The sequence below is a fragment of the Mesorhizobium sp. M0016 genome, from assembly GCF_040324035.1.
Lineage (GTDB): Bacteria > Pseudomonadota > Alphaproteobacteria > Rhizobiales > Rhizobiaceae > Mesorhizobium.
The window spans coordinates 18,873-41,616 of sequence record NZ_JAMYVM010000024.1 but is presented as its reverse complement, the minus strand read 5'-3'; the positions used below and the strand labels follow the sequence as shown (position 1 = coordinate 41,616).

The 22,744-nt window shown below is 64.4% G+C and carries 21 protein-coding genes; 14 read left to right on the top strand and 7 right to left on the bottom strand.

The features are described from left to right. Positions 1 to 12 precede the first annotated feature (12 nt). Complete coding sequence (locus tag NKJ88_RS26735; protein ID WP_352446189.1) at positions 13 to 1,980, top strand: glycoside hydrolase family 127 protein; 1,968 nt, start codon at positions 13 to 15, stop codon at positions 1,978 to 1,980. A gap of 1 nt (position 1,981) precedes the next feature. On the opposite strand, the gene NKJ88_RS26730 is transcribed toward NKJ88_RS26735, so the two are convergent. From NKJ88_RS26730 to efp, 3 genes are all read right to left on the bottom strand, one after another. Then, complete coding sequence (locus NKJ88_RS26730) at positions 1,982 to 2,782, bottom strand: endonuclease/exonuclease/phosphatase family protein (RefSeq protein ID WP_023671569.1); 801 nt, start codon at positions 2,780 to 2,782, stop codon at positions 1,982 to 1,984. A 26-nt stretch (positions 2,783 to 2,808) separates the two neighbouring features. Then, positions 2,809 to 4,269, bottom strand: a complete 1,461-nt coding sequence (locus NKJ88_RS26725) for a phospholipase D-like domain-containing protein (RefSeq protein ID WP_023705755.1) — start codon at positions 4,267 to 4,269, stop codon at positions 2,809 to 2,811. Positions 4,270 to 4,340: 71 nt separating this feature from the next. Then, positions 4,341 to 4,910 carry an elongation factor P gene (gene efp, locus NKJ88_RS26720; protein ID WP_023682947.1) on the bottom strand — a complete coding sequence of 190 codons (570 nt, stop codon included), beginning with the start codon at positions 4,908 to 4,910 and terminating at the stop codon, positions 4,341 to 4,343. 129 nt (positions 4,911 to 5,039) lie between these two features. Here efp and epmA point away from each other — a divergent pair, with 129 nt between their 5' ends. The 8 genes from epmA (at position 5,040) to NKJ88_RS26680 (ending at position 12,439) form a co-directional block, all read left to right on the top strand. After that, a complete protein-coding gene (gene epmA, locus NKJ88_RS26715) occupies positions 5,040 to 6,086 on the top strand; it encodes an EF-P lysine aminoacylase EpmA (RefSeq protein WP_352446187.1) in 1,047 nt (348 codons plus the stop codon). Between the two features lie 199 nt (positions 6,087 to 6,285). Beyond that, positions 6,286 to 7,629 (top strand): TldD/PmbA family protein, encoded by a 1,344-nt coding sequence (locus NKJ88_RS26710; RefSeq protein WP_352446185.1) that lies wholly within the window; start codon positions 6,286 to 6,288, stop codon positions 7,627 to 7,629. Continuing rightward, on the top strand, positions 7,616 to 8,422 hold the full coding sequence (locus NKJ88_RS26705; protein WP_352446183.1) for a 3'(2'),5'-bisphosphate nucleotidase CysQ: 807 nt from the start codon (positions 7,616 to 7,618) through the stop codon (positions 8,420 to 8,422). The genes NKJ88_RS26710 and NKJ88_RS26705 overlap by 14 nt, the downstream gene beginning before the upstream one ends. 68 nt (positions 8,423 to 8,490) lie before the next feature. Beyond that, positions 8,491 to 8,736 carry a DUF4170 domain-containing protein gene (locus NKJ88_RS26700; protein ID WP_023671575.1) on the top strand — a complete coding sequence of 82 codons (246 nt, stop codon included), beginning with the start codon at positions 8,491 to 8,493 and terminating at the stop codon, positions 8,734 to 8,736. Between the two features lie 5 nt (positions 8,737 to 8,741). Next, a complete protein-coding gene (locus tag NKJ88_RS26695; RefSeq protein ID WP_352446181.1) occupies positions 8,742 to 9,530 on the top strand; it encodes a lysophospholipid acyltransferase family protein in 789 nt (262 codons plus the stop codon). Beyond that, positions 9,527 to 10,843, top strand: a complete 1,317-nt coding sequence (gene waaA, locus NKJ88_RS26690; protein ID WP_023689593.1) for a lipid IV(A) 3-deoxy-D-manno-octulosonic acid transferase — start codon at positions 9,527 to 9,529, stop codon at positions 10,841 to 10,843. Before NKJ88_RS26695 ends, waaA begins: the two co-directional genes overlap by 4 nt. Next, positions 10,844 to 11,872, top strand: coding sequence for a tetraacyldisaccharide 4'-kinase (gene lpxK / locus NKJ88_RS26685; protein ID WP_023832859.1), 1,029 nt, complete (start codon positions 10,844 to 10,846; stop codon positions 11,870 to 11,872). It begins immediately after the preceding gene. Positions 11,873 to 11,956: 84 nt separating this feature from the next. After that, positions 11,957 to 12,439: a PM0630 family protein gene (locus NKJ88_RS26680; protein ID WP_155922435.1), complete on the top strand. Its 483-nt coding sequence runs from the start codon at positions 11,957 to 11,959 to the stop codon at positions 12,437 to 12,439. 60 nt (positions 12,440 to 12,499) lie between these two features. Here the strand turns inward: NKJ88_RS26680 and NKJ88_RS26675 are convergent, their stop codons facing one another. Next, positions 12,500 to 12,733 (bottom strand): DUF2093 domain-containing protein, encoded by a 234-nt coding sequence (locus NKJ88_RS26675; protein ID WP_023694434.1) that lies wholly within the window; start codon positions 12,731 to 12,733, stop codon positions 12,500 to 12,502. A 112-nt stretch (positions 12,734 to 12,845) separates the two neighbouring features. Between NKJ88_RS26675 and NKJ88_RS26670 the strand changes: the two genes are divergently transcribed. Further along, positions 12,846 to 13,451 (top strand): hypothetical protein, encoded by a 606-nt coding sequence (locus NKJ88_RS26670; protein WP_023832860.1) that lies wholly within the window; start codon positions 12,846 to 12,848, stop codon positions 13,449 to 13,451. Between the two features lie 17 nt (positions 13,452 to 13,468). Here NKJ88_RS26670 and NKJ88_RS26665 read toward each other — a convergent pair whose 3' ends face one another. Next, a complete protein-coding gene (locus tag NKJ88_RS26665; RefSeq protein WP_352446241.1) occupies positions 13,469 to 14,374 on the bottom strand; it encodes a LysR family transcriptional regulator in 906 nt (301 codons plus the stop codon). 113 nt (positions 14,375 to 14,487) lie between these two features. Here NKJ88_RS26665 and NKJ88_RS26660 point away from each other — a divergent pair, with 113 nt between their 5' ends. Next, on the top strand, positions 14,488 to 15,381 hold the full coding sequence (locus NKJ88_RS26660; RefSeq protein WP_352446178.1) for a DMT family transporter: 894 nt from the start codon (positions 14,488 to 14,490) through the stop codon (positions 15,379 to 15,381). A 108-nt stretch (positions 15,382 to 15,489) separates the two neighbouring features. Then, positions 15,490 to 16,251 carry a hypothetical protein gene (locus NKJ88_RS26655; protein ID WP_352446177.1) on the top strand — a complete coding sequence of 254 codons (762 nt, stop codon included), beginning with the start codon at positions 15,490 to 15,492 and terminating at the stop codon, positions 16,249 to 16,251. 25 nt (positions 16,252 to 16,276) lie between these two features. On the opposite strand, the gene mutL is transcribed toward NKJ88_RS26655, so the two are convergent. Then, on the bottom strand, positions 16,277 to 18,130 hold the full coding sequence (gene mutL, locus NKJ88_RS26650) for a DNA mismatch repair endonuclease MutL (protein ID WP_352446176.1): 1,854 nt from the start codon (positions 18,128 to 18,130) through the stop codon (positions 16,277 to 16,279). 274 nt (positions 18,131 to 18,404) lie between these two features. Next, the gene (locus NKJ88_RS26645) at positions 18,405 to 19,307 is read right to left on the bottom strand and encodes a LysR substrate-binding domain-containing protein (RefSeq protein ID WP_023671586.1); all 903 of its coding nucleotides are present in this window, start codon (positions 19,305 to 19,307) and stop codon (positions 18,405 to 18,407) included. A gap of 89 nt (positions 19,308 to 19,396) precedes the next feature. Between NKJ88_RS26645 and NKJ88_RS26640 the strand changes: the two genes are divergently transcribed. Then, positions 19,397 to 20,947, top strand: coding sequence for a trimethylamine methyltransferase family protein (locus tag NKJ88_RS26640; RefSeq protein ID WP_352446174.1), 1,551 nt, complete (start codon positions 19,397 to 19,399; stop codon positions 20,945 to 20,947). Positions 20,948 to 21,008: 61 nt separating this feature from the next. Next, complete coding sequence (locus tag NKJ88_RS26635; protein WP_023824540.1) at positions 21,009 to 22,658, top strand: ABC transporter substrate-binding protein; 1,650 nt, start codon at positions 21,009 to 21,011, stop codon at positions 22,656 to 22,658. Positions 22,659 to 22,744 lie beyond the last annotated feature (86 nt).

The window sequence follows — 22,744 nt, the reverse complement described above, 5'->3', positions numbered from 1 at the left end:
CGGAGTGACACGATGACCGTTCAACCAACCGCCAAGCCCGGCAAACTCGCCTTCCGCCCGCTGCCGGTGCCGCAGGTCGATGTCCGCGGCTTCTGGGGCGACCGTGTCGATGCCGTGGCGTCGCGCACCGCCGACATCCTCTACGAGCGCTGCGTCGAGGCGCGCATGCTGGAGCAGATCGACCCGGACCGGCCCTCGCCGGGCGTCGTCATTCCGTTCCATTCGCCGTCGCCCGACGAGGCGGCCAGCCCCGGCTTCACCGGCTCGACGGTGACGACGCAGATGTTCTGGGACTCCGATTGGGGCAAGACCATCGAGACCGCGGCCTATTCGCTCTACCGGCGCAAGAACGCGGCACTCGAGACGAAGATCGATGCCGTCATCGACCTCTACGGCAGACTGCAGCAGGAAGACGGTTATCTCTCCAGCTGGTACCAGCGCATCCAGCCCGGGAAGCGCTGGACCAATCTGCGCGATTGCCACGAGCTCTATTGCGCCGGCCATCTGATCGAAGGCGCGGTCGCCTACTACCAGGCCACCGGCAAGCGCAAGCTGCTGGATATCATGTGCCGCTATGTCGACCATATCGCCGACACCTTCGGCCCGGAGCCGGGCAAGAAGAAGGGCTATTGCGGCCATGAGGAGATCGAGCTGGCGCTGGTCAAGCTGGCGCGGGCAACCGGCGAGCAGAAATACATGGACCTGGCCAGGTATTTCATCGACCAGCGCGGGCAACAGCCGCATTATTTCGACGAGGAGGCGCGTGCGCGCGGCGCCGACCCAAAGGCCTATCATTTCAAGACTTATGAGTACAACCAGTCGCACAAGCCGGTGCGCGAGCAGGACAAGGTCGTCGGCCATGCGGTCAGGGCGATGTACCTCTATTCCGGCATGGCCGACATCGCCACCGAATATGGCGACGACACGCTCAGGGTAGCGCTCGACCGTCTGTGGAACGATCTCACCACCAAGAACCTCTATATCACCGGCGGCCTCGGGCCGTCGGCGCACAATGAGGGCTTTACCAGCGACTACGACCTGCCCAACGAAACCGCCTATGCCGAGACCTGTGCCTCGGTCGGCCTCGTGTTCTGGGCCAGCCGCATGCTCGGCATGGGTCCCAACGCCCGCTACGCCGACATGATGGAGCGGGCACTCTACAACGGCTCGATCTCCGGCCTGTCGCTCGACGGCTCGCTGTTCTTCTACGAGAACCCGTTGGAGAGCCGGGGCAGGCACAATCGCTGGAAATGGCATCGCTGCCCCTGTTGCCCGCCCAATATCGGCCGCATGGTCGCCTCCATCGGGAGCTATTTCTACTCCCTCTCGGATGATGCGCTGGCCGTTCATCTCTACGGCGACAGCACCGCGCGCTTCGACATATCGAACCGGGCGGTCAGTCTGATTCAGACCAGCAATTATCCTTGGGATGGCGCGGTCTCGATCCGGATCGAAGCCGACGCGCCGGTCGAGTTCACCTTGCACCTGCGCGTCCCCTCCTGGTGCGGCAAGGCGGCGCTCAAGGTCAACGGCGCCGCGGTCGGTCTGGACGGCATCACCAGCGACGGCTATGCCGCGATCCGGCGCGAGTGGCGCCAGGGCGACCGGGTCGAACTCGATCTCGAAATGTCGATCGCCCGTCTGTTCGCCAATCCGGAGGTGCGTCAGGACATCGGCCGCGTCGCACTTGCGCGCGGTCCGCTGATCTATTGCGTCGAGGAGACCGACAATGCCGGCCAGTTGCATCGGATCGCTCTGCCGCGAACGGCAAAAATCGAGGCGCATGCCGAGCCGAACCTGCTCGGCGGCATCGTCACGCTTTCGGCACTTGCCAGCAAGGAAGCTCAGGAAAACTGGGAAACCGGGCTCTATCGCACCGATCCGCCGGCGGTGAGCGAAACGAAAATCACCGCCGTCCCGTACTTTGCCTGGGACAACCGTGAACCCGGTGAGATGCTGGTCTGGCTGCGGGACGGATGAGTTACAGGCTGACAAACGCCGTCAGCGGCAAATGATCCGACGCAACCCGCGACAGCGGCGTATCATGAGCTTCCACCGACGAGACCATGCCGTGCCGGTTGGCCATGATCCGGTCGAGCGCCAGTACCGGCAGGCCTGAGGGGAAAGTCGGCACCGCCGCCGGCGTGAAACCAAAGGTGGCGTGCAGCGTCTTGAGCGCCGAGCGGTTGCCCAGCCGCCATTCGTTGAGGTCGCCGAGCAGCAAGGTCGGCCTTTCATCCTGGTTGCTCATGATGTCGAGCACGACGCGGGCCTGCTCCGAGCGCGAGCGGCGCAACAGGCCGAGATGCGCGGCGATGACGCGCAGAGTGCGCGTTTCGTCGAGGTCGATCTCGGCAACCAGCGCGCCGCGGGGCTCCAGTCCCGGAAGCTTGATCTGATGGACGTCGCGCACCGTGCCGCGCTTGAACAAAAGCACGTTGCCACGCCAGCCATGGCCCTTGCCGCTTCCGGAAACCGGCACCGGCACCAGCCCGGTTTCGTGTTCGATCCGGGCAAGATCGAGCAGCCCGGCGCGGTCGCCGAATCGGTTGTCGGCTTCCTGCAGCGCGATGACGTCGGGGCCGATCTCGCGGATGACGCGGGCGGTCCGTTCGGGGTCGAACCTGCGGTCGGTGCCGATGCATTTGTGGACGTTGTAGGAGGCGACCACCATCTGGGCCCCTTCAATGTGCTTGCGCGGCGTCGCGTTCGCCTTGCGCGCTTTCCTGCCGCGGATCGACAGGAGCACGGTTTCAGGAAGGCTGCGTCCGTTTATATCCATAGGCCTGCGTTCAATCTGTCCTGATTCTAAAGATAGGGCGATCCCAGCCATAACAACCGGTCAAAAACCCGGATGACAAATGGCCGCGCTCTTAGGGTTGCGAGTGTGACGGGTTTGGCGGAAGCGATTGCCGCTCCGATGCGCCCCTCGATCTCGGCGGCAAAGCCGGTATCCAGCACCTCCAGGTCGATTTCGAAATTCAGCCGCAGCGACCGGGCGTCGAGGTTGGAGGAGCCGACATAGGCCCACACGCCATCGACCGACAACAGCTTCGAATGGTCGAACGACCCTTCATGGCGCCAGACGCGGCAATAGTGCTTCAGCACCTGGTCGTATTGCGCCGTCATGGCGCGGCCGACCAGGAAGAGATTGTTGACCGCGGGCACGACGATGTCGATCTCGACGCCGCGCCGGGCAGCCGTGACCAGCGCGCTGACAAATTCCCGGTCCGGCAGGAAATAGGGCGACATGATGCGGATCGATTTGCGGGCGACGGAAAATGCGCCCATCAGCAGCTTGTGGTTGGTTTCGATGCTGGCATCCGGCCCCGACGCCACCGCCCGCACCAGGATCGGCTGACCGGGAGGCGGCGAGGGCTTTGCCACGTGCCAGACCTCGTCCTTGAGCGCCTCGTTGCCGGCAAAACGCCAGTCCTCGGCGGCAACCGCGAACAGGTCGGCCACGACCGGCCCCGTGACCTGGAAATGCGTATCCGCCGAGCTGGCAGTGCCAGCGAATTCAGCCGAGAACCCCTTGCGGATGTTCATGCCTCCGGTGAATGCCACCGCGCCGTCGACGATCAGGATTTTCCTGTGCGTCCTCAAATTCGCATAGGGAAGTCTCAGGCCCATGACGATGTTGCCGTTGAACAGATCGACGGTGACGCCGGCTTCCCGGAGTGTCCCAAGAATGCTGGGCACGGAATAGCGCACGCCCACCGCATCGATCAGCACGCGAACCGTCACACCGCGCCGGACCGCTCCGGCCAGCGATCCGACAAAACGTCGTCCGATCTCGTCATTGTCGAAGATGTAGGTCTCGAGCAGAATGCTGCGCTGTGCACTGTCTATCGCCCGGCACATTGCTGCGTAAGCTTCGTCGCCGGTCCTGAGGATCGTGATCGCGTTTGCCGACGTCAGTGCGCGCCGCGCCACCCTGTCGCCTAGCGTCTTCAGGCCGGCAAAGCGCTGGCCGAATTCGGCTGAAATGAGTGCTTCGAGCGCAATGTCGTGGTCGTGTTTGGCTGTCTCGGCTTCACCGGCGACGGGCCGCATGGCGCTGATCGTGGCGCGGCGGATGCGGTTGATGCCGGCAATGGCATAGATGATCGCGCCAAGGAACGGCGACAAGATCATCACGCCGACCCAGCCGGTGGCGGCGCGCACGTCTTCCTTGGTCATGATTGCGTGGACGATGCCGATGGCGGCCATCAGCATCGGAATGATCACAAGGATCAGAGGCCAGTAGGTCACAAAGGTCTGCCACATCGGCAGGACTATCGAGCCAGCGGCCGCAGAAGGCAATGCAACGGATCAACCAGGACGGAAGCGCTCGCGCGTCAGTCCTTCGCCCGCTCCACATAAGCACCGTCAGCCGTCATCACCACCACGCGGGTGCCCGGCGCGATGTGCGGCGGCACCAGCGTGCGCACGCCGTTGGAAAGCACGGCCGGCTTGTATGACGAGGACGCCGTCTGGCCTTTGGTCGTCGGCTCCGTCTCGACCACTTCGAAAGTAGCGCGCTGCGGCAGCACCAGGGCTATGGCGATGCCGTTGAACTGCGAGATCTGCACCGCCATGCCTTCGAGCAGGTAGGGCGCCATGTCGCCGACCACGCTTTCCGGCACCGCGACCTGGTCGTAGCTTTCCGGGTTCATGAAGTGATACCCCTCGGCGTCGGCGTAGAGGAAGGTGTGCTCGCGCTCCTCGACATAGGCGCGCTCGACCTGCTCGGTGGTGCGGTAGCGCTCCGAAACCTTCACCCCGTCGGAGATGCGGCGCATGTCGAGCTGGGTGACCGGCGTACCCTTGCCAGGGTGGATGTTTTCGGCAAAGAGGATCACGTAAAGCTTGCCGTCCTTGTCGACGACATTGCCTTTACGGAGCGAACTGGCGATGACCTTCACCACGGTTTTCAATCCTAGACTTCGTTGGCCTGAAACGATCGTTCGGCGCAAATCGGCTGCGAGAGCCGTCGCCGTAGCGCATCTTGGCCCGAACCGCCAGCCCTGTCAGCAATTCCGTTGCCCGGCAAACCCATGACTGGCGCTTCGCCCTGGTGGACGCCGGATGTTCACGCCGACCGCCGGCCGCGGCTGATGGCCCGCAACGCCATAGCTGCCGCAATGCGCGGCTGGTTTGGCGAGCGCGACTTCATCGAGGTCGAGACGGCGGCATTGCAGATTTCGCCCGGCAACGAGGCGCATCTCTCAGCCTTCGCCACCGAGGCGATCGGCGCCGACGGCGCGCGCCGGCCGCTTTATCTCCACACCTCGCCGGAGTTCGCCTGCAAGAAGCTGCTTGCCGCCGGCGAGCGGCGGATCTTCAGCCTGGGCGCCGTCTGGCGCAACCGCGAGCGCGGCCCCTTGCACCATCCCGAATTCACCATGCTGGAATGGTATCGGGTCGGCGAAACCTATGACAGCCTGATGGCCGATTGCGCCGAACTGCTGAAGCTGGCAGCCGAGCGGGCCGGCGCCAAAACCTTCCGCTTTCGCGGCCGCGAGGCCGATCCGTTCGCCGAACCGGAACGCGTGAGCGTGGCGGAAGCTTTTGCGCGTTACGCCGGCATCGATCTTCTTGCCACCGTTTCTGCCGATGGCGGCACAGACCGCGCCGCACTCCATGATGCTCTGGTCAAGGCCGGCCTGCGCACGGCCGACGATGACAACTGGGCCGATTTGTTCAGCCGGGTAATGGTCGAGAAGGTCGAACCGGTGCTGGGGCAGGGGCGGGCCACCATCTTGTACGGCTATCCGATCTCGGAAGCGGCGCTCGCCCGGCCGAGCGCGGAGGACCAGCGCGTGGCCGAGCGCTTCGAGCTCTATTGCTGCGGCGTCGAGCTCGCCAATGCTTTTGGCGAACTGACCGATCCGGTCGAGCAGCGCCGGCGCTTTGCCGCCGAGATGGACGAGAAGGAGCGCGTTTATGGCGAGCGCTATCCGCTGGATGAGGATTTTCTCGCCGCCCTCGCCATCATGCCGCAAGCCAGCGGCTCGGCGCTTGGCTTCGACCGGCTGGTGATGCTGGCAACGGGCGCGACGAGGATCGATGACGTGATCTGGACGCCAGTCGCCACTCCTTGACGGAAATCGGCCTTGGTTAAACTCACAAACCGGTCAAGCCGCGCGTCTGTGGCGGCCGCCGCGGATGGGCTTTGCGGGCCGCTTGGGCGCTATGCCGCAGCGGGACAATTGCCCGTGCGCCATTGCACAAGCCGCATTGGGACAATAGATGGTGCAACAGCCGCTACCGCCCGGCGCGGCTTCAGCCAGGACCATGCGCATGACCGATACACCAGAGGCAGCGAAATTGACCGACCGCGTCGCGGCACTGGTCGAGGCTGCCAAGCGGGCCGGCGCCGACGCCGCCGACGCGGTTGCCGTGCGCGGCCGCTCGATCGGCGTGTCGGTGCGGCTGGGAAAGGTCGAGAACACCGAAGCGTCCGAGGGCGACGATGTCTCGCTGCGCGTCTTCGTCGGCAACCGGGTGGCGAGCGTCTCGGCGACGGCGGCATCGGACCCCAAGGCGCTGGCTGAGCGCGCCGTGGCCATGGCCAAAGTCTCGCCCGAGGACCCCTATCAGGGTCTCGCCGATCCGGCTTTGCTGGTTGGCAAGGTGCGCGACCTCGATCTGTTCGACGCCACCGAGGTTTCGGCCGATCAGTTGAAGGAAGCGGCCCTTGCCGCCGAGGAAGCGGCCCTTGCAGTCAAGGGTGTCACCAATTCGGCCGGCAGCGGCGCCAGCGCAGGCCTCGGCGGGCTGGTGCTTGCCACGTCGGACGGCTTCGTCGGCCACTATGTCGCGTCGCGCTTTTCGCGTTCGGCCAGCGTGATTGCGGGTGAGGGCACCGGCATGGAGCGCGACTACGAATACTCCTCGAACCAGCATTTTTCCGATCTCGACGCGCCGGAGCTGATCGGCCGCAAGGCCGGCGAGCGCGCCGTGCGCCGCCTCGGCGCCCGCAAGGCGGCGACCGGTCCGGTCAACGTGGTGTTCGATCCGCGCGTCGCGCGCGGCATTGCCGGCCATCTCGCCGGCGCCATCAACGGCGCTTCGGTGGCGCGCAAGACCAGTTTTTTGCGCGAGATGATGGGCAAGCAGGTTGCGTCGGCTGCCATCACCGTCACCGACGAACCGCTGCGGCGTCGCGGTCAGGCCTCGCGCCCGTTCGACGGCGAAGGCGTCGAGGGCGAAAAGCTGTTGATGGTCGAGAACGGCGTGCTGAAGCACTGGTTCCTGTCGACGTCCGCCGCGCGGGAATTGGGGCTGACCACCAACGGACGCGGCGCGCGCAGCGGCTCGTCGGTATCGCCGTCTTCGACCAATCTCGCCATCGAGCCGGGCGACAGGACGCCGGAAGACCTGATCAGGTCGCTGAAATCCGGCTTTTATGTCACCGAAGTGTTCGGCCAGGGCGTCGACATGGTGACCGGCGAATACAGCCGTGGCGCATCCGGCTTCTGGATCGACAATGGTGAGCTTGCCTATCCGGTGGCCGAGGTGACCATCGCCTCCAATTTGAAGACGATGTTCCTCAACATGGTGCCGGCGAGCGATCTTGACCGCGATTTCGGCACCGCCGCACCGACGCTGCTGATCGAAGGAATGACCCTTGCCGGAGCGTGACCCGGTCATATCGGCCGGGGCCTCGGAAGACCTCGATCTGCTGCGCGACGCCGCCCGCGAGGCGGGCGCGATCGCCATGCGCTATTTCGGCAAGAACCCGCAAGTGTGGATGAAGGGCGGCACCTCGCCGGTCAGCGAAGCCGACCACGCGGCGGACGCCTATCTGCGCGAGACCCTGCTTGCGGCGCGGCCGGACTATGGCTGGCTATCAGAGGAAACGACTGACGATCCGGCGCGGCTTCTGGCGCGGCGCACCTTTGTCGTCGACCCCATAGACGGCACCCGCGGCTTTCTCGAAGGTCTGCGCTCGTGGTGCGTCAGCGTCGCGGTGGTCGAGAATGGCCGCACACTCACCGGTGTGCTCGAATGTCCGGCCAAGGGCGAAACCTATTGGGCGTTGCCTGGCCATGGAGCTTTCTGCAACGGCAAGCCGATTGCCGTGCGCCAGTTGGGCGAGACGGTCGAGATCGGCGGGCTGAAGCAGTTGATCGACCTGATGCCGCCGCAATGGCAGGGCCGGGTGCGGCGGGCGGCGCACATTCCCTCGCTCGCCTACCGGCTGGCGATGGTCGCCAACGGCACGCTCGACGCCACCTTCGTCAAGCCCAACGCGCATGACTGGGATATCGCCGCCGCCGATCTCATCTTGCGCGAGGCTGGCGGCGCCGTGCTCGACGGCCATGGCCGCGCGCCGCTTTATGCCGGGGAGATCATCCGTCACGGCGCGCTGGTCGCCGGCAGCGGCCAGCTGCTGACCGTGCTTGCCGGCGTCATTGCCGATACGGAAGCGTGATCGAAGGTTCCAAAGTCGGCAGCTTTGGGCTAGACCTGTCGCAAACTCACAATATGTGAAGGACCGAAATGGCCGCGGAAGACGGAAAGAAACAGCTTTTGCACCTGGTGTTCGGCGGCGAGCTGAAGCAGCTGGGCGGCACCGAGTTCCGCGATCTCGACGCGCTCGACATCGTTGGCGTTTATCCGGACTATCAAACCGCGCACACCGCGTGGAAGGCAAAGGCGCAAGCCAGCGTGGACAATGCCCATATGCGCTATTTCGTCGTCCATCTGCACCGGCTGCTCGACCCTGAAAGCAAGGCCGCCGGTTGACAGCGATGGAGCATGAAGCGGTGAAAGGGCAGCCCACCGGCGCCGCGGTCCGAAGAAGACGCGGGGGCAGTTCGAAGACATTCTGGCGCAAGATCCGCGAGCCGTTGGCGCAGTCGCGAATCGTCAAGAGCATGATCGTCAGCCTGCTCGCCCAGTTCGTCCGCCTGGTGCGCCTGACCAACCGCGTGGTCGAAGGCTCGGCTAAATTTTCAGGCGGCGACTACGCCGAATTCGAACCCGGCATCATCGCGCTCTGGCATGGCCAGCATCTGCTGACCCCAGCCTATTATCCCAAGGGACGGCCGCTGGTCGCCATGGTCTCGCGCAGCGCCGACGCCGAACTCAACGCGCTGATGATCGAAAAATTCGGCATCGAGGCGGTGCGCGGCTCCGGCGGGCGTGAAAGCACGAAGCATCTCGACAAGGGCGGCGCCAAGGCGCTCATCGCCCTGAAAAAGTCACTCGTGGCCGGCAAGAACGTCGCCATGATCGCCGACATTCCCCACGGCACGCCGCGCGACGCGGGGCTTGGTATCGTTCTGCTGGCACGCCTTTCCGGCCGGCCGATCATGCCTGCCGCCATCGCCACCAGCCGCCGCAAGGTGCTGGAAAGGAGCTGGGACAAGACCACCATCAACCTGCCGTTCGGCCGCTCCTCGATCGTCATCGGAACGCCGGTTTTCGTGCCGGCCAATGCCGACGAGGCCGAAATGGAGCGCAAGCGCAAGGAAGTCACGGCCGCGCTCAATGCCGCAACCGCCGAGGCCTATCGGCTCGTGGACGGCAGGCCATGAGCGTCGGCTGGGCGCGCGCCTTCCTGGCGGCCTACCGCCTTGCCGGTGCAGCCGCCTATCCGCTGATGGGTCCCTATGTCGCCTGGCGCACATCGCAGGGCAAGGAAGACCGCAGCCGCAGCCGTGAGCGCTACGGCGTTGCCGGGCGGCCGCGCCCCGAAGGGCCGGTGATCTGGATCCATGCGGCAAGCGTCGGCGAGACCCTTGCGGTCGTGCCGCTGGTGCAAAGCATCCTCGACTACGGTGTCAACATCGTGCTGACGACGGGAACAGTGACCTCGGCGCAGGTTGCCGACGAACGGCTGGGCGACCGCATCATCCACCAATATGTTCCGCTCGACCTGAAGCCGGCCGTCAGCCGCTTTCTCGATCACTGGCGGCCGGACCTGGCTATCATCGCCGAATCCGAGATATGGCCGATGACGATCCTCGAGCTCGGCGCCCGCCACGTGCCGCAGGTGCTGGTCAACGGCCGGCTTTCCGACCGTTCGTTCAAATCCTGGAAGAAGCGCGCCAACATCGCCGAGGCGCTGTTCGAGAACCTCGCCCACGTCGTTGCCCAGTCGGATGTCGACGGCGAACGGTTTCGCGCGCTTGGCGCCCGGCCGGTCACCGTGTCCGGCAACCTCAAGGTCGACACCTTGCCGCCGCCGGTCGACGAACGGGCGCTGGCGACGCTGAAGCGCCAGATCGCCGGCCGCCCGACCTGGGCGGCAATTTCGACCCATGACGGCGAGGAGGTGGTCGCGGCGGAAGTCCACGCCACGCTCTACAAGCGCCACCATGGCCTGCTGACGATCATCGTCCCCCGTCATCCCGACCGCGCCGAAGCGCTGGCCGCACAGATTTCCGGCATGGGCCTGAAGCTGGCGCGGCGCAGCAAGGGCGACCGGATCACCGCCGACAGCGATATCCTGCTCGGCGATACGATCGGCGAGATGGGGCTTTATCTCCGGCTGACGGAAATCGCCTTTGTCGGCCGCTCGCTGACCTCGGAAGGCGGCCAGAATCCGTTGGAGCCGGCCATGCTCGACACCGCTGTGCTGGCCGGCCGCAACGTCCAAAATTTTCGCGAGGCCTATCAGCGCCTGCTCGACAGCGGCGGCGCCAAGCTGGTGCGCGACCGCGACATGCTGGCCGGCGCCGTCAATTTCCTGCTGAGCAATGAAGTTGCGCGCCATGAGATGATGGCGGCCGGTGCCGCCACAGTCGACCAGATGCGCGGTGCGCTGGCGCACACGCTGAAGTCGCTCGAGCCTTATATCCAGCCATTGATCGTCAAGTCGCGCCTGAAGGGCGCCGACGGGCGATAGGTGGCGTCGGAAGCACCACCTTTCTGGTGGGAAGCGCCGGACTGGCGGGTCTTTGCGCTGTCGCCGCTATCAGCCGTCTATGGCATCGTCGCCGGCCGCCGCATGCATCGGGCGGTACGTGAAAAGATCGACGCGCCAGTGCTTTGCGTCGGCAACTTCACCGTCGGCGGCAGCGGCAAGACGCCGATCGCCATCGCGCTGGCCAAGCAGGCCCGGCGCATGCAGCTCAATCCCGGATTCCTGTCGCGCGGCCATGGCGGCTCGTTCGCGCAGCCGCATGTCGTCGATGCCAGTCACGACGCTGCAAAGCATGTCGGCGACGAGCCGCTGCTTTTGGCCGAGCACGCGCCGGTTGCGGTGAGCCCCAACCGCGCTGCCGGCGCCAAGCTGCTCATGGAAGCCCATGGCTGCGATTTCCTGATCATGGATGACGGTTTTCAGAGCGCACGCATCCATATCGATTATGCGCTGGTCGTCGTCGACGCCCGTTACGGCATCGGCAACGGCCGGGTCATTCCGGGCGGTCCGCTGAGAGCCAACATCGTCGACCAACTGGTGTTCACCGACGGGCTGTTGAAGATGGGCGAGGGCGCTGCCGCCGACCAGGTCGTGCGCCAAGCGGCGCGCGCCGGCCGGCCGATCTTCGAGGCGCATGCCGAGCCCGCGGCCAAGGAGCGGTTCGCCGGCCGGCGGTTCCTCGCCTTTGCCGGCATCGGCCACCCCGAAAAATTCTTCGACACGCTGCGCGGCAGTGGTGCGGAAGTGGCGCTGAGCCGGTCGTTTCCGGACCATCACTTCTATGCCCCTGATGAACTCGCGGAACTGGCGGCAACCGCGCGCCGCGATGGACTGGGCCTCGTCACCACCGCCAAGGACGCCGCCCGGCTGCGCCACGGCGCTGCCCCGGCCGATTTCCTCGCTGAACTCGCCGTGCTGGAGATCGACGCCACGTTCGAACTCGACACTGTGCCGGAGCGCATCATCGACGAGACGCTGGATGCCTGGAGACAGCGCCGGCTGCGAGGGTAGGGCGCTCCCGCGTTGACACAGGATATTTCTCGCCGCTTATCACTATTATAAGTCAGACCGGCTTCAGCGCGGGGGGTGGATAGGTTGCGGGCACTCTTTGTGGGCTTTGTTCTTGTGGCGATGGCGAACCCATCTTCGGCGCAGGCACCCACCGCGACCGACAGCGAATTTCTGGTCTCGGTCACCGAAGCGGACGGTGCTACCCACGTTCGGCCCTCAAACATTGTACCGCTTATCCCCGATAGCGCCTGCTTTGAATGGCGCGTACGTCTGGCGCAAGGCGACAGACTGGTATCGGTCACCGAGGTGTTCGCGCTTCCCGCGGAGCCCAGGCAGTGGGGTGGTATCGACGGAAACGAATACAGCTTGAGCAAGCTATCGGGCGATCGAAGGGTCTCCGAGACCACCATGTTCTACAAACCGCAGGACGGATGGATCTCGCATGGCTGGTGCATGGCCGAGGGTGATCCGATCGGGCCGTATTCCATCAAAGTGCTTGTCGGAGATCGGCTTGTTCATAAATTCGACTTTTCGGTCGAAAACGCGCCGGCATCCTCAAAGCCATAGTCCTGCAGGCGTTCCAGGAAAATCAGATCGACGGTGAGCCTTGCTTTCCGGTGTGCCGATCTAACCCCGGCTGCGCAGGTCCGGATGCATCTCGATCTCGCGGCGCAGCGAGGCGGCGGCGCTGACATAGGGCTCCTGCCTGGCGACGCTCCAATATTTGAGCTCGTCCAGCGGAATGCTCTCGCCGGTCACCGCGCAGCGCACGAAGGCGCCGGGGCTGGTGACCTGGAAGTCGCCGTCGAGATAGCGGATACGGGCTTCCTTGCCGCCGGGGCCTTCGAAGCGGTTCATCATGGAGTGGTGCCAAGGTTCATGCTGATTTCATCGCCATAAATTGCCGGCAAGGTCAAGCTTGACGCAATGCTGAGGCGCTATTGTCGCTCCAAACCATTCTTATGGGACCGGCATGGACATTTCATCCGCCCGCCTGACCGCGCTGCTGCGTGAGGCCATGATGTTGGCAGCGTTGCCGTCGGCGAAGGCCGATCCGGCGAAAGCAGCACTTATAAAGGCGCTGGTGCAGCCGCCGACGCCGTCCGGCGCGCCTTTGCAGCCGGCAGCGGCGCCGGCGCTGCAGGCGCTGTTGTCCGCAGCCACCGCAAAGGGGCAGCAGACGGGTTCTGCCGAGATCCTGCAGGCCTATCTGGCGCTTGCCGAACCGGGTGACGCGGCGCCCGACGATTTCGGGCCGACAACGGCTGCGACAGGCAAGGCGACGCCAGCCAACGACGATGCACAGCGCGGTCTGCCGGTGCCGCCGGCCAGGGCCGATGATGGCGCTGCCGCAAAGCCGGCAGGACTGCCCTGGTTTGCGCTTCTCGCACCGGGGGTTTCGCCGCCGCGCCGCGCCTCCGCCACCGACGCGGCGGCGAAGCGGGGGCAGGCGATGTCTGGGTCGAATGACACGGTCCAGCCCGAAGGCCGGCAGCAGATGCGTGTCGGCCTGATGGCGCTGGCAGCCGGGTTTCTGGCCGTCGCCATTGTCGGGCTCGCCTTGCTGGTGCTTGGCTGAGCACCGAACGATCGCCGCTATCGCTCGGCTTCGAGGAAAGCTTCCATCTTGTCCATCGCCAGCCCCGCCTCGACAGCGATACGGCGTGAAAGTTCGGCGGCAGCCGTACGCGGCCGCCCCAGCGGCCGGTCCAGCCAGTACGACACCGGGTTCAGCGCCGTGCGCTCGTCGACGGCGACGATGCGGCCTGCCTCCAACTGGTGTCCGGTCAGCGGCGGCCGTGCCAGCGCGATGCCGAGCCCATAGGCGGCAGCGTCGAGCACCAGATTATACTCCTCGAAGCGGCGATCCTGCGGGCGCGGGCGGTAGTCCATCCCTTGCGCGGCAAACCAGGCACGCCAGCCGGAGGCGTCGGAATCGTTGATCAGTGGAAACCTCAGCAGCCGGGCCGGGTCGCCGCGGCCGATCTCGCGGGCAAGGCCGGGCGCGGCGACGGGAAAGACATGTTCCTCGAACAGCTTCACCGAGATGCGGCCCGGAATGCCGCCGCGGCCGCAGCGGACCGACAGGTCGATGCCTTCATCGGCAAGGTCGGCTTGGCGGATGTCGACGTCGAGCACGATGCGCAGCTTGGTGGGATTGTTCTCCAGCGCCGCCATGCGTGGCATCAGCCACAGCCCGCTGACGGAGGGTATCGAGGTCAGCCGCACCACGGCGGTGCCGCGCGGCTCGACCCAGCGGTCGGAATGGCTGGAGATCAGCGCAAAGGCTTCCGCCGTGCGCAGATGCAGGCGGTTGCCCTCGATGGTCAGCGAGACGCCGCGCGCGCCGCGGTCGAACACTTTCAGGCCCAGCCAGTCTTCCAGCTTGGCGATCTGCCGGCTGACGGCGCCGTGGGTGATGTTGAGCTTCTCGGCCGCGGCCGAAAAGCTCCCCGTTCGCGCCGCCGCATCGAAGGCGCGCAGGGTCTCGAGCGGCACCATTGTGTCTGAGCTGTGATCCACAGTCACAGGTGATCCTCGATTTGATCGTTTGTCAACCGCGCCGAAAAGGCGCTTTCTGCCTTTCAACACTCTGGGAACCCGAGGACAGGCAGATGAGCGCAACGACCAGCATGTCGAATCCGACACAGCGGATGGACACCACGGCGGCCATCGCCGTGGCGTTGACGGTGGTTGGCTGGGCCTCGGCCTTTCCGGCGATCCGTGCCGGCCTCGCCGCATTCGGGCCGCTGGAACTCGGTGCGCTGCGCTTTGCCATTGCCGCGGTGCCGGCGGCGATCTTTCTTGCCGTCAAGCGCCCGGCGCTGCCGAGGCTCGACGAAGTGTGGCGCCTGGTCTTTGGCGGCGCCATCTTCGTCGCGCTCTACACTGTCATGCTCAATTTCGGCGAATTGACGGTTTCGGCGGGTGCCGCCGGTTTCATCATCAATGTCAGCCCGATCTTCACCGCCATCATGGCAATGGCATTGCTCGGCGAGCGCTTCTCAAGCTGGGCCTGGTTCGGCACGGCGATTTCTTTCGCCGGCATCGGCATCATCGCCGTGGCCGACGGCAATGGCTTGAGTTTCGACACCGGCGCGCTGCTGGTTCTTGGCTCCGCGCTGTGCTCGGCCGTCAACACGATCATCCAGAAGCCGCTCTTTGCCCGCCATCACCCGCTGACCATTTCGGCCTCCAACATGATCCTTGGCGCGCTTTGCCTGGCACCCTTTCTGCCAAGCGGCTTTGCGCAGGCCGCGGCCGCCAACACGGCCGGTATCGGCGCCGTGATCTTTCTTGGCATCGTGCCCAGCCTGATCGCCTATGCCGCATGGGCAACCGCACTGTCGCGCCTCCCGGCAGCACGCGCCTCGAACTTCCTCTATCTGGTCTCGCCCATGTCAGCCCTGATCGGCTTCTTCTGGCTGGGCGAAGTGCCGACGCTGCTCGGCATAATCGGCGGTGCGCTGGCGCTCGGCGGCGTCATCGTGGTGAATTTGAAGCGTTAAAACAATGATTGGAGCTGTTTTCGGACTCAAACCGGGAACCGCTTCCATCAGAATGCAGATATCCAGAGGAAGGACAGCTATGGTACGCTGCCTTCACTGGGGGACGGAATGGGAAGACTGTTCATATCGGCAATGTTTTGCGTTTTGCTGCTGACCGGGAAAGCCGCCGCGGGCTGGTATCAGGTCGAAAACTACGAAGGCTCCATCGGACCTAACCCCGTCCACCTATCGCTGCAGAGATATGACAGTTTCGGCAGCGGGATTACGGTCGAGGGGAGCTATTTCTACGACGCGAAGCAAAGCCCGATAGCGGTGTACGGCAAGATCAGTGGCACCAGCGTCTTCCTTTGCGAGATTGCGGACGACAGGGAGTTCGACCGGGTGCTGGTCATGGGATCGAAAACGCCCGTTGGCACCGCCGGATGTCCGTTTTCTCTCGACCTTGGCGAAAGCGGCGCAACAGGGACTTGGAGCAAGGGCTCGGACAAGTTCCCGATCACGCTGAAGAAGGTCGCAAGCCTCGATGATACCGGCGAGGCGAAGGTTGACGGCACCGTCGAGATTCCCTTCTGGGCGCAGACAGCCACCCACAGATTTGCCGGGGTCTACGAGAAAGCGGGCTTTCTCGTCTGCATGAATAAATTGCGGGTCATCGATAAGAAGAAAAAGAAGGTCGTTCAGGAGATCGCTTTCGATGACGACGATTGCGATGCCGGCATGCTGATGACTCCCATCTACATGAATGTTCAAAAACAGGTTGGGAGAAGCTTCGAGATAATCTCCGTGAATTTTCGCGGCGGTAGCGCCGGCTACTCAAGGGATTACGTTTTCTCTCATAGGTTCAAGGATTATCGCCTGTTGGTGAATTGAGCGTGTGGCCTGACCTGGCTTGTGCTCACCGCCTTCCGAACAACCGCTCGATATCGGCGAGCTTGAGTTCGATATAGGTCGGGCGGCCGTGGTTGCAGGTGCCGGAGCCGGGAGTCGCCTCCATCTGTCGCAGCAGTGCGTTCATCTCCTCGGCCTTAAGCAGCCGGCCGGAGCGCACCGAGCCATGGCAGGCCATGGTGGCGGCGATCTTGTCCAGTCGTTCCTTCAGCGTCTCGATCGTGTCGTTGTCGGCGATCTCGTCGGCAAGATCACGCACCAATTGCTGGACATTGGTTTCGCCGAGCATCGACGGCGTCTCGCGCACCGCCACCGCGCCGGGACCGAAACGCTCAATGCCGAGGCCGAACCGGGCCAGCGTTTCGGAATGCATGGCCAGCCGCTCGGCGTCCTCCTCCGGCAGGTCGACGATCTCCGGCAAGAGCAGCATCTGCGAGGGCACCGCGCGCGAGTGCAGGGCATTCTTCAACGCCTCGTAGACCAGCCGCTCATGCGCGGCGTGCTGGTCGACGATGACAAGCGAATCCCTCGTCTGGGCGACGATGTAGTTCTCGTGGACCTGCGCGCGGGCGGCGCCCAGCGCGGTGCCGAGCAGCGTCTCGGCCGGCTCGGCTAAGCCGGCACGCGCATCGGCGCTGGCGAGCGGACCGGCGTCGAATGCAGCCTGGTCGTTTTCGCGGAAGCCGGCGCCGTCAAATCCCATATCCAGCGGCCGCTGTGGCGAGCGGTCAAAGCCCGAAAAGCCCGAGGCCCGGTAGGCCGCGTCATAACTGCGATGACCGTTGGCAGGACCCGCATGGGCGTAGGAGGCGGCTCCCGGCCGGAACGCCGCCACCATCCCGGCGGCCCCGCTGGTGGCGGCGCGGATGCCGGCATTGGCCAGCGCCTCGCGAATGGCGCCGACGATCAGCCCGCGCACCAGGCCGGGGTCGCGAAAGCGCACATCGGCCTTGGCTGGGTGGACGTTGACGTCGACGGTCGCCGGATCGAGCGTCAGGAACAGCACGGTCACCGCGTGCCGGTCGCGCGGCAGCACATCGGCGAAAGCGCCGCGAATGGCGCCGGCGATCAGCTTGTCGCGCACTGGCCGGCCGTTGACATAGGCATATTGCTGCAGCGCGTTGGCGCGGGTGAAGGACGGGATCGAGACGTGGCCGGTCAGGTGCACGCCGTCCCGGCTGGCGTCGATAGCGATGGAATTGTCGGGAAACTCGGCGCCCATCACCTGAGCGACGCGGCGCAGGCTGCCCTCGGTACTGTCATCGGTCGCCGGCAATTCCAGCGTCGAGCGGTCCGAGCCGGCCAGCGTGAAGCGCACGGCGGGGAAGGCGATGGCGATGCGCTTGAGCACGTCGCTGGTGGCGGAGCTTTCGGCGCGCTCGCCCTTCATGAACTTGAGCCGGGCCGGCGTGGCGAAGAACAGGTCGCGCACCTCGACCGTGGTGCCGCGGTTGGCCGCCGCCGGTTTGACCGCCGAAACGCGGCCGCCTTCGATGGCGATCTCGGCTGCAGCGTCGCCTGCGGTTGTGCGCGAGCGAACCGACAGTCGCGACACCGAACCAATTGACGGCAATGCCTCGCCACGGAACCCGAGCGAGCTGATATCATGAATGTTGTCGGCAAGTTTCGAGGTGCAGTGGCGCGCAATGGCCAGCGCCAGTTCCTGTTCGGGGATACCGGAGCCGTCATCGGTGACGCGGATCAGGTTCAGCCCGCCGCCGGCAGTGACGACCTCGACGCGGGAGGCGCCGGCGTCGAGCGCGTTTTCGACCAGTTCCTTCACCACGCTCGCCGGACGCTCGATGACTTCGCCGGCGGCGATCTGGTTGATCATCGTTTCGGAAAGCTGGCGAATGGGCATGGGGGTATTATAGGCGGATTCGAAGGGTGTGCGGAAGGCTTCAATGAATGCCGGACATTGGAGATGCCAGCGGGACAGCACCCCCCTCTGGCCTGCCGGCCATCTCCCCCGCAAGGAGGGAGATCAGATGTCACGACGGCTTTCGCCAATCTTCAATGCTTGAAGGGTGACGCGACATATGAACTGCCAATCTCCCCCCTTGCGGGGGAGATGTCGGGCAGGACAGAAGGGGGTGTGAAGGAACTCCGCGATAGTGACTACGCTGCAACCGATTTCAAGCCTGCGCCGCCAGCCAGTCCCTGACTTTCCGCGCATTCTCGCTCAACTCCCGGTTCTTCGGCCAAACCACATAGAACGCCTTGCCGGTTCTCAGCACATGGTCGGTCACCGGCACCAGCAGCCCCGACGCCAGGAGCCGTTCGGCCAGATGCCGCCAGCCGAGCGCGATGCCCTGGCCCTCCATGACGCCCTGGATCACGAGGCCGTAATCGTTGATGCGCAGGCCGCGCGCGGTGTTGTCGAGCCTGCCGCCCGCAGACTGGAACCATTCGTCCCAGCTAGCCGCCTCGCGGTAGGGCTCCTCGAGGTGGATCAGGCGATGCGTCGCCAGCTCCGCGACGCTCCTTGGCATGCCGAATTTCGCGAGATAGCTGGCGCCAACCACCGGAAAAATCTCCTCGTCGGCCAGCGGCAGCGAATGATAATCGGCCCAGTCGCGCGGTTCGCCGCCGCGAACGGCGAGCGGGATGCCCTCGGCGATGATGTCGAGATCACGGTCGGCGGTCTGGATGCGCAAGTCGATGCCCGGCAGTTCGTCGCGGAACTGCTGCAGGCGCGGCATCATCCAGAACGAGCCGAAGGCGGTCGACGCCGCCAGCGTGACATGGCCGCCGCTCGCCTGCAGGCGCAGATCCTCGGCCGATTTGCGGATATGCGACAGACCGAGCGAGACGTCGGCATGGAAGCGTTCCCCCGCTTCTGTCAGGACGACCTGGCGGTGGCGGCGCTGGAACAGCTGCGCGCTAAGCTGTTCCTCCAACCCGCGCACCGCATAGGAGACGGCGGCCTGCGTCATGCCGAGCTCGCGCCCGGCGGCGGTGAAGCTCGACAGCCGGCCCGCCGCCTCGAAGACGATCAGGCTGCCGGCCGAGGGCAGGAGGTGGCGCAGGCTTCGCATAAGCTGAGCTTATACAAGAGATCAGGATTTTCCAGCGTCACATCCATATTTCCTCTCGCTAACTTGGTTGGACGGAATGAGGAGGCTCCATGAACGCACCGGCCGCTGAACTGACTGAGCAAACCCACCGCCGCGGCGGCGGTCGCCTCGGACGCAAGGCGCTGAGGAGCGCCCCCGTCACCTCGTTCCCAACGCTGGTCCGCGAGATTCCCACCTACCAGATGGTCCCGGACGAGGCGGTGGAACTGATCCACCAGGAGTCACTCGCCATCCTCGAAGAGGTCGGTTGCGAGTTCCGCGACGACGAGGCGATCGCCATGTGGAAGGCGGCGGGCGCCGACGTGTCCGAGACACGCGTCCGCATCGACCGCGGCCTGCTGATGGAACTGGTCGCGAAGGTTCCGTCCGAGTTCACCCTCAATGCGCGCAATCCCGAGCGCACCGTGAGCGTCGGCGGCAAGAACTCCATCTTCGCGCCGATGTATGGCGCGCCTTACGTGCGCGACCTCGACAACAACCGGCGTTATGGCACGCTTGAAGACCTCAACAATTTTCACAAGCTCGCCTACATGGCCCCGGCGCTGCATTCGTCGAGTTCAATCATCTGCGAGCCGATGGAGATCGCGGTGCCGAAACGGCATCTCCACATCATCCATTCGGCGCTGAAGCACTCCGACAAGCCGTTCATGGGCATCGTTACTTCCAAAGATCGCGCCGAAGACACGATGGCGATGGCCGGCATCGTCTTCGGCGAGGAGTTCGTCCGCGACAACCCGGTCCTGGTGTCGATTACCAACTGCAACTCGCCGCTGGTGTGGGACGCCACCATGCTGGACGCGATGAAGGTCTATGCGCGCAGCAATCAGCCGCTGATCCTGGCGCCCTTTGCGCTGTGCGGCGCATCGACTTCGGCCTCGGCCGTCGGCGCGGTGGCGCAGGTCAATGCCGAAGCATTGGCCGGTGTCGCTTTCACCCAGCTGCTGCGTCCTGGTTCGCCGCAAATCTACGGCCAGTTCATGGTGACGGTCGACATGAAGACCGGCGCGCCGATGGGCGGCACACCGGAAGCCGCCCAGATGATGTATCTGATGGGCGCGCTGGCGCGGAAATACAAACTGCCCTGGCGAACCTCCGGCTTCCATGTCGGCTCCAAGCTCAACGACGCCCAGGCCGGCTATGAATCCAACATGCTGATGCATGCCGCCATCCTCGCCGGCGCCAATTATATTTGGCACTCCGCCGGCTGGTTGGAGGCCGGGCTGACCTGCGGCTATTCGAAATTCGCCACCGACTGCGAGCAGCTTGTCGGCTGGTACAAATATGCCGGCGGCCTGCCGTTCGACGACTTCAAGGAGGCCATGGCGGCGATCCGCGAGGTCGGGCCGCAGGGCCATTTCCTCGGCACCCAGCACACGCTCGATCATTACGAGTCGGCATTCTTCATGCCCACCATCATGGATTTCAACTCCTACGAACAATGGAAGGCTGGAGGGGCGAAGGACCACGACACGCGCGGCCGCGAGAAAGCCCGCAACATGCTGGCCGACTATGAAGAGCCGAAACTCGATGAGGGCATTGCCGAGGGCCTCAGGGACTTTATCGCGCAGCGCGAAGAGAGGCTGCCCGACAGCGTTAGCTAAGAGAACGACGAATGAGTTGATAACGGGCGAAGACCCGATGGGAACCGCAAGGGAGAAAGATATGACACTTTTCAAAAGCAATGGCGATCGCGTGCCAACGGCCATCGAGGCGATGGCGCAAGAGACGCGTGCTGGCCGTATGGACCGGCGCGAGTTTCTTGCATTGGCAAGTGCGTTCGGCGCATCGACGGCGCTGGCCTACGGCATGATCGGCCTTGCCGCGCCGGGACAGGCTTTTGCCGAGGAGCCGAAGAAGGGCGGCACGCTGCACATATCGATGTCGGTCAAGGCCCAAAAAGATCCGCGCACCTATGACTGGGTGGAACTCGCCAACATCTCGCGCTGCTGGCTGGAGCCGCTGGTCCGCTACACCAGGGAATTCACCTTCGAGCCAGTGCTGCTCGAAAGCTGGGACATCAATGACGACGCCACGGAATACACGTTGCATGTGCGCAAGGGCATCACCTGGAACAATGGCAATGCTTTCAACGCCGATGACGTGGTCTTCAATGTTACCCGCTGGTGCGAGAAGAAGGTCGCCGGCAACTCCATGGCCGCTCGCGTCGGCGGGCTGATCGACGAAAAGTCGGGCAAGGCCAGGGAAGGCGCGATCGCCAAGGTCGACGACAATACGGTCAAGCTGACGCTCAGCGCGCCCGACATTTCGCTGATCCCGAACCTCACCGATTATCCCGCGCTCGTCGTCCACCGCAATTTCGACGCCGAAGGCGCCGACCCGGTCAAGAAGCCGATCGGCACGGGCCCGTTCGAACTGGTCTCCTACGATGTCGGCCAGAAGGCGGTGGTCAAGCGTCGTGAAAACGGCAAGTGGTGGGGTGGTGAAGCGCCGCTCGACAGCGTCGAGTTCATCGACTACGGCACCGACTTCAACGCTTCGATCAACGCCTTCGAATCCGGCGAGATAGACCTCAATTTCGAGACGCCGGCCGACTTCATCGACATCCTGGATAAGATGGGGCTGGAGAAGTCCGAGGTTGCGACGGCAACCACGCTGGTTGCCCGCACGAACGTTACCCACAAGCCCTATGACGACCAGCGGGTGCGCAACGCGCTGCAGATGGCGGTCGACAACAATGCGGTGCTGGAACTCGGCTATGCCGGGCGAGGGACGGTCGGTGAAAACCACCATGTCAGCCCTATCCATCCTGAATATTTCGCGCTGCCCAAGAAGACGCGCGACGCGGCCGGCGCCAAGAAACTGATGGCCGACGCTGGGCAGGCCGATTTCGAGCACGAGCTGATCACCGTCGAGGACGATTGGCAGAAGAACACCGGCGACGCGATTGCCGGCCAACTGCGCGACGCCGGCATCAAGGTCAAGCGCACGGTGCTGCCGGGCTCGACCTTCTGGAACGACTGGACGAAATATCCCTATTCGATGACCATCTGGTACATGCGCCCGCTTGGCGTCCAGGTCCTGGCGCTTGGTTATCGCACCGGCGAGGCCTGGAATGAATCGGCCTATTCCAACCCGGACTTCGACGCCAAGCTGAAGCAGGCGCTGTCGCTGATCGATGTGGAGAAGCGGCGTGAGGTGATGAAGGATGTCGAGCAGATCCTGCAGGATTCCGGCGTCATCATTCAACCCTTCTGGCAGAAGCTCTACAGCCACATGAACAAGAAGGTGAAGAACTACGGCGTCCACCAGACCTTCGAGATGGACCTGCAGAACGTCTGGCTTGATGGCTGAGACGGTGCAGCCGGGGCTTCATGAGCCGCAAAAAAACCGATATGCAGGATGTCTGGTATTGCACCTTGCCGCCAAACGTCCGGAGT

What these genes read in the sequence shown, in the direction of transcription:
- NKJ88_RS26665 (WP_352446241.1), bottom strand. Translation starts at nt 14,374, where the DNA reads ATGGTGCCGCTCGAGACCCTGCGCGCCTTCGATGCGGCGGCGCGAACG.
- NKJ88_RS26735 (WP_352446189.1), top strand. Translation starts at nt 13, where the DNA reads ATGACCGTTCAACCAACCGCCAAGCCCGGCAAACTCGCCTTCCGCCCG.
- NKJ88_RS26645 (WP_023671586.1), bottom strand. Translation starts at nt 19,307, where the DNA reads ATGCGAAGCCTGCGCCACCTCCTGCCCTCGGCCGGCAGCCTGATCGTC.
- NKJ88_RS26695 (WP_352446181.1), top strand. Translation starts at nt 8,742, where the DNA reads ATGGAGCATGAAGCGGTGAAAGGGCAGCCCACCGGCGCCGCGGTCCGA.
- NKJ88_RS26640 (WP_352446174.1), top strand. Translation starts at nt 19,397, where the DNA reads ATGAACGCACCGGCCGCTGAACTGACTGAGCAAACCCACCGCCGCGGC.
- NKJ88_RS26730 (WP_023671569.1), bottom strand. Translation starts at nt 2,782, where the DNA reads ATGGATATAAACGGACGCAGCCTTCCTGAAACCGTGCTCCTGTCGATC.
- waaA (WP_023689593.1), top strand. Translation starts at nt 9,527, where the DNA reads ATGAGCGTCGGCTGGGCGCGCGCCTTCCTGGCGGCCTACCGCCTTGCC.
- mutL (WP_352446176.1), bottom strand. Translation starts at nt 18,130, where the DNA reads ATGCCCATTCGCCAGCTTTCCGAAACGATGATCAACCAGATCGCCGCC.
- NKJ88_RS26660 (WP_352446178.1), top strand. Translation starts at nt 14,488, where the DNA reads ATGAGCGCAACGACCAGCATGTCGAATCCGACACAGCGGATGGACACC.
- NKJ88_RS26655 (WP_352446177.1), top strand. Translation starts at nt 15,490, where the DNA reads ATGGGAAGACTGTTCATATCGGCAATGTTTTGCGTTTTGCTGCTGACC.
- NKJ88_RS26725 (WP_023705755.1), bottom strand. Translation starts at nt 4,269, where the DNA reads ATGTGGCAGACCTTTGTGACCTACTGGCCTCTGATCCTTGTGATCATT.
- NKJ88_RS26675 (WP_023694434.1), bottom strand. Translation starts at nt 12,733, where the DNA reads ATGATGAACCGCTTCGAAGGCCCCGGCGGCAAGGAAGCCCGTATCCGC.
- NKJ88_RS26700 (WP_023671575.1), top strand. Translation starts at nt 8,491, where the DNA reads ATGGCCGCGGAAGACGGAAAGAAACAGCTTTTGCACCTGGTGTTCGGC.
- NKJ88_RS26710 (WP_352446185.1), top strand. Translation starts at nt 6,286, where the DNA reads ATGACCGATACACCAGAGGCAGCGAAATTGACCGACCGCGTCGCGGCA.
- NKJ88_RS26670 (WP_023832860.1), top strand. Translation starts at nt 12,846, where the DNA reads ATGGACATTTCATCCGCCCGCCTGACCGCGCTGCTGCGTGAGGCCATG.
- NKJ88_RS26635 (WP_023824540.1), top strand. Translation starts at nt 21,009, where the DNA reads ATGACACTTTTCAAAAGCAATGGCGATCGCGTGCCAACGGCCATCGAG.
- epmA (WP_352446187.1), top strand. Translation starts at nt 5,040, where the DNA reads ATGACTGGCGCTTCGCCCTGGTGGACGCCGGATGTTCACGCCGACCGC.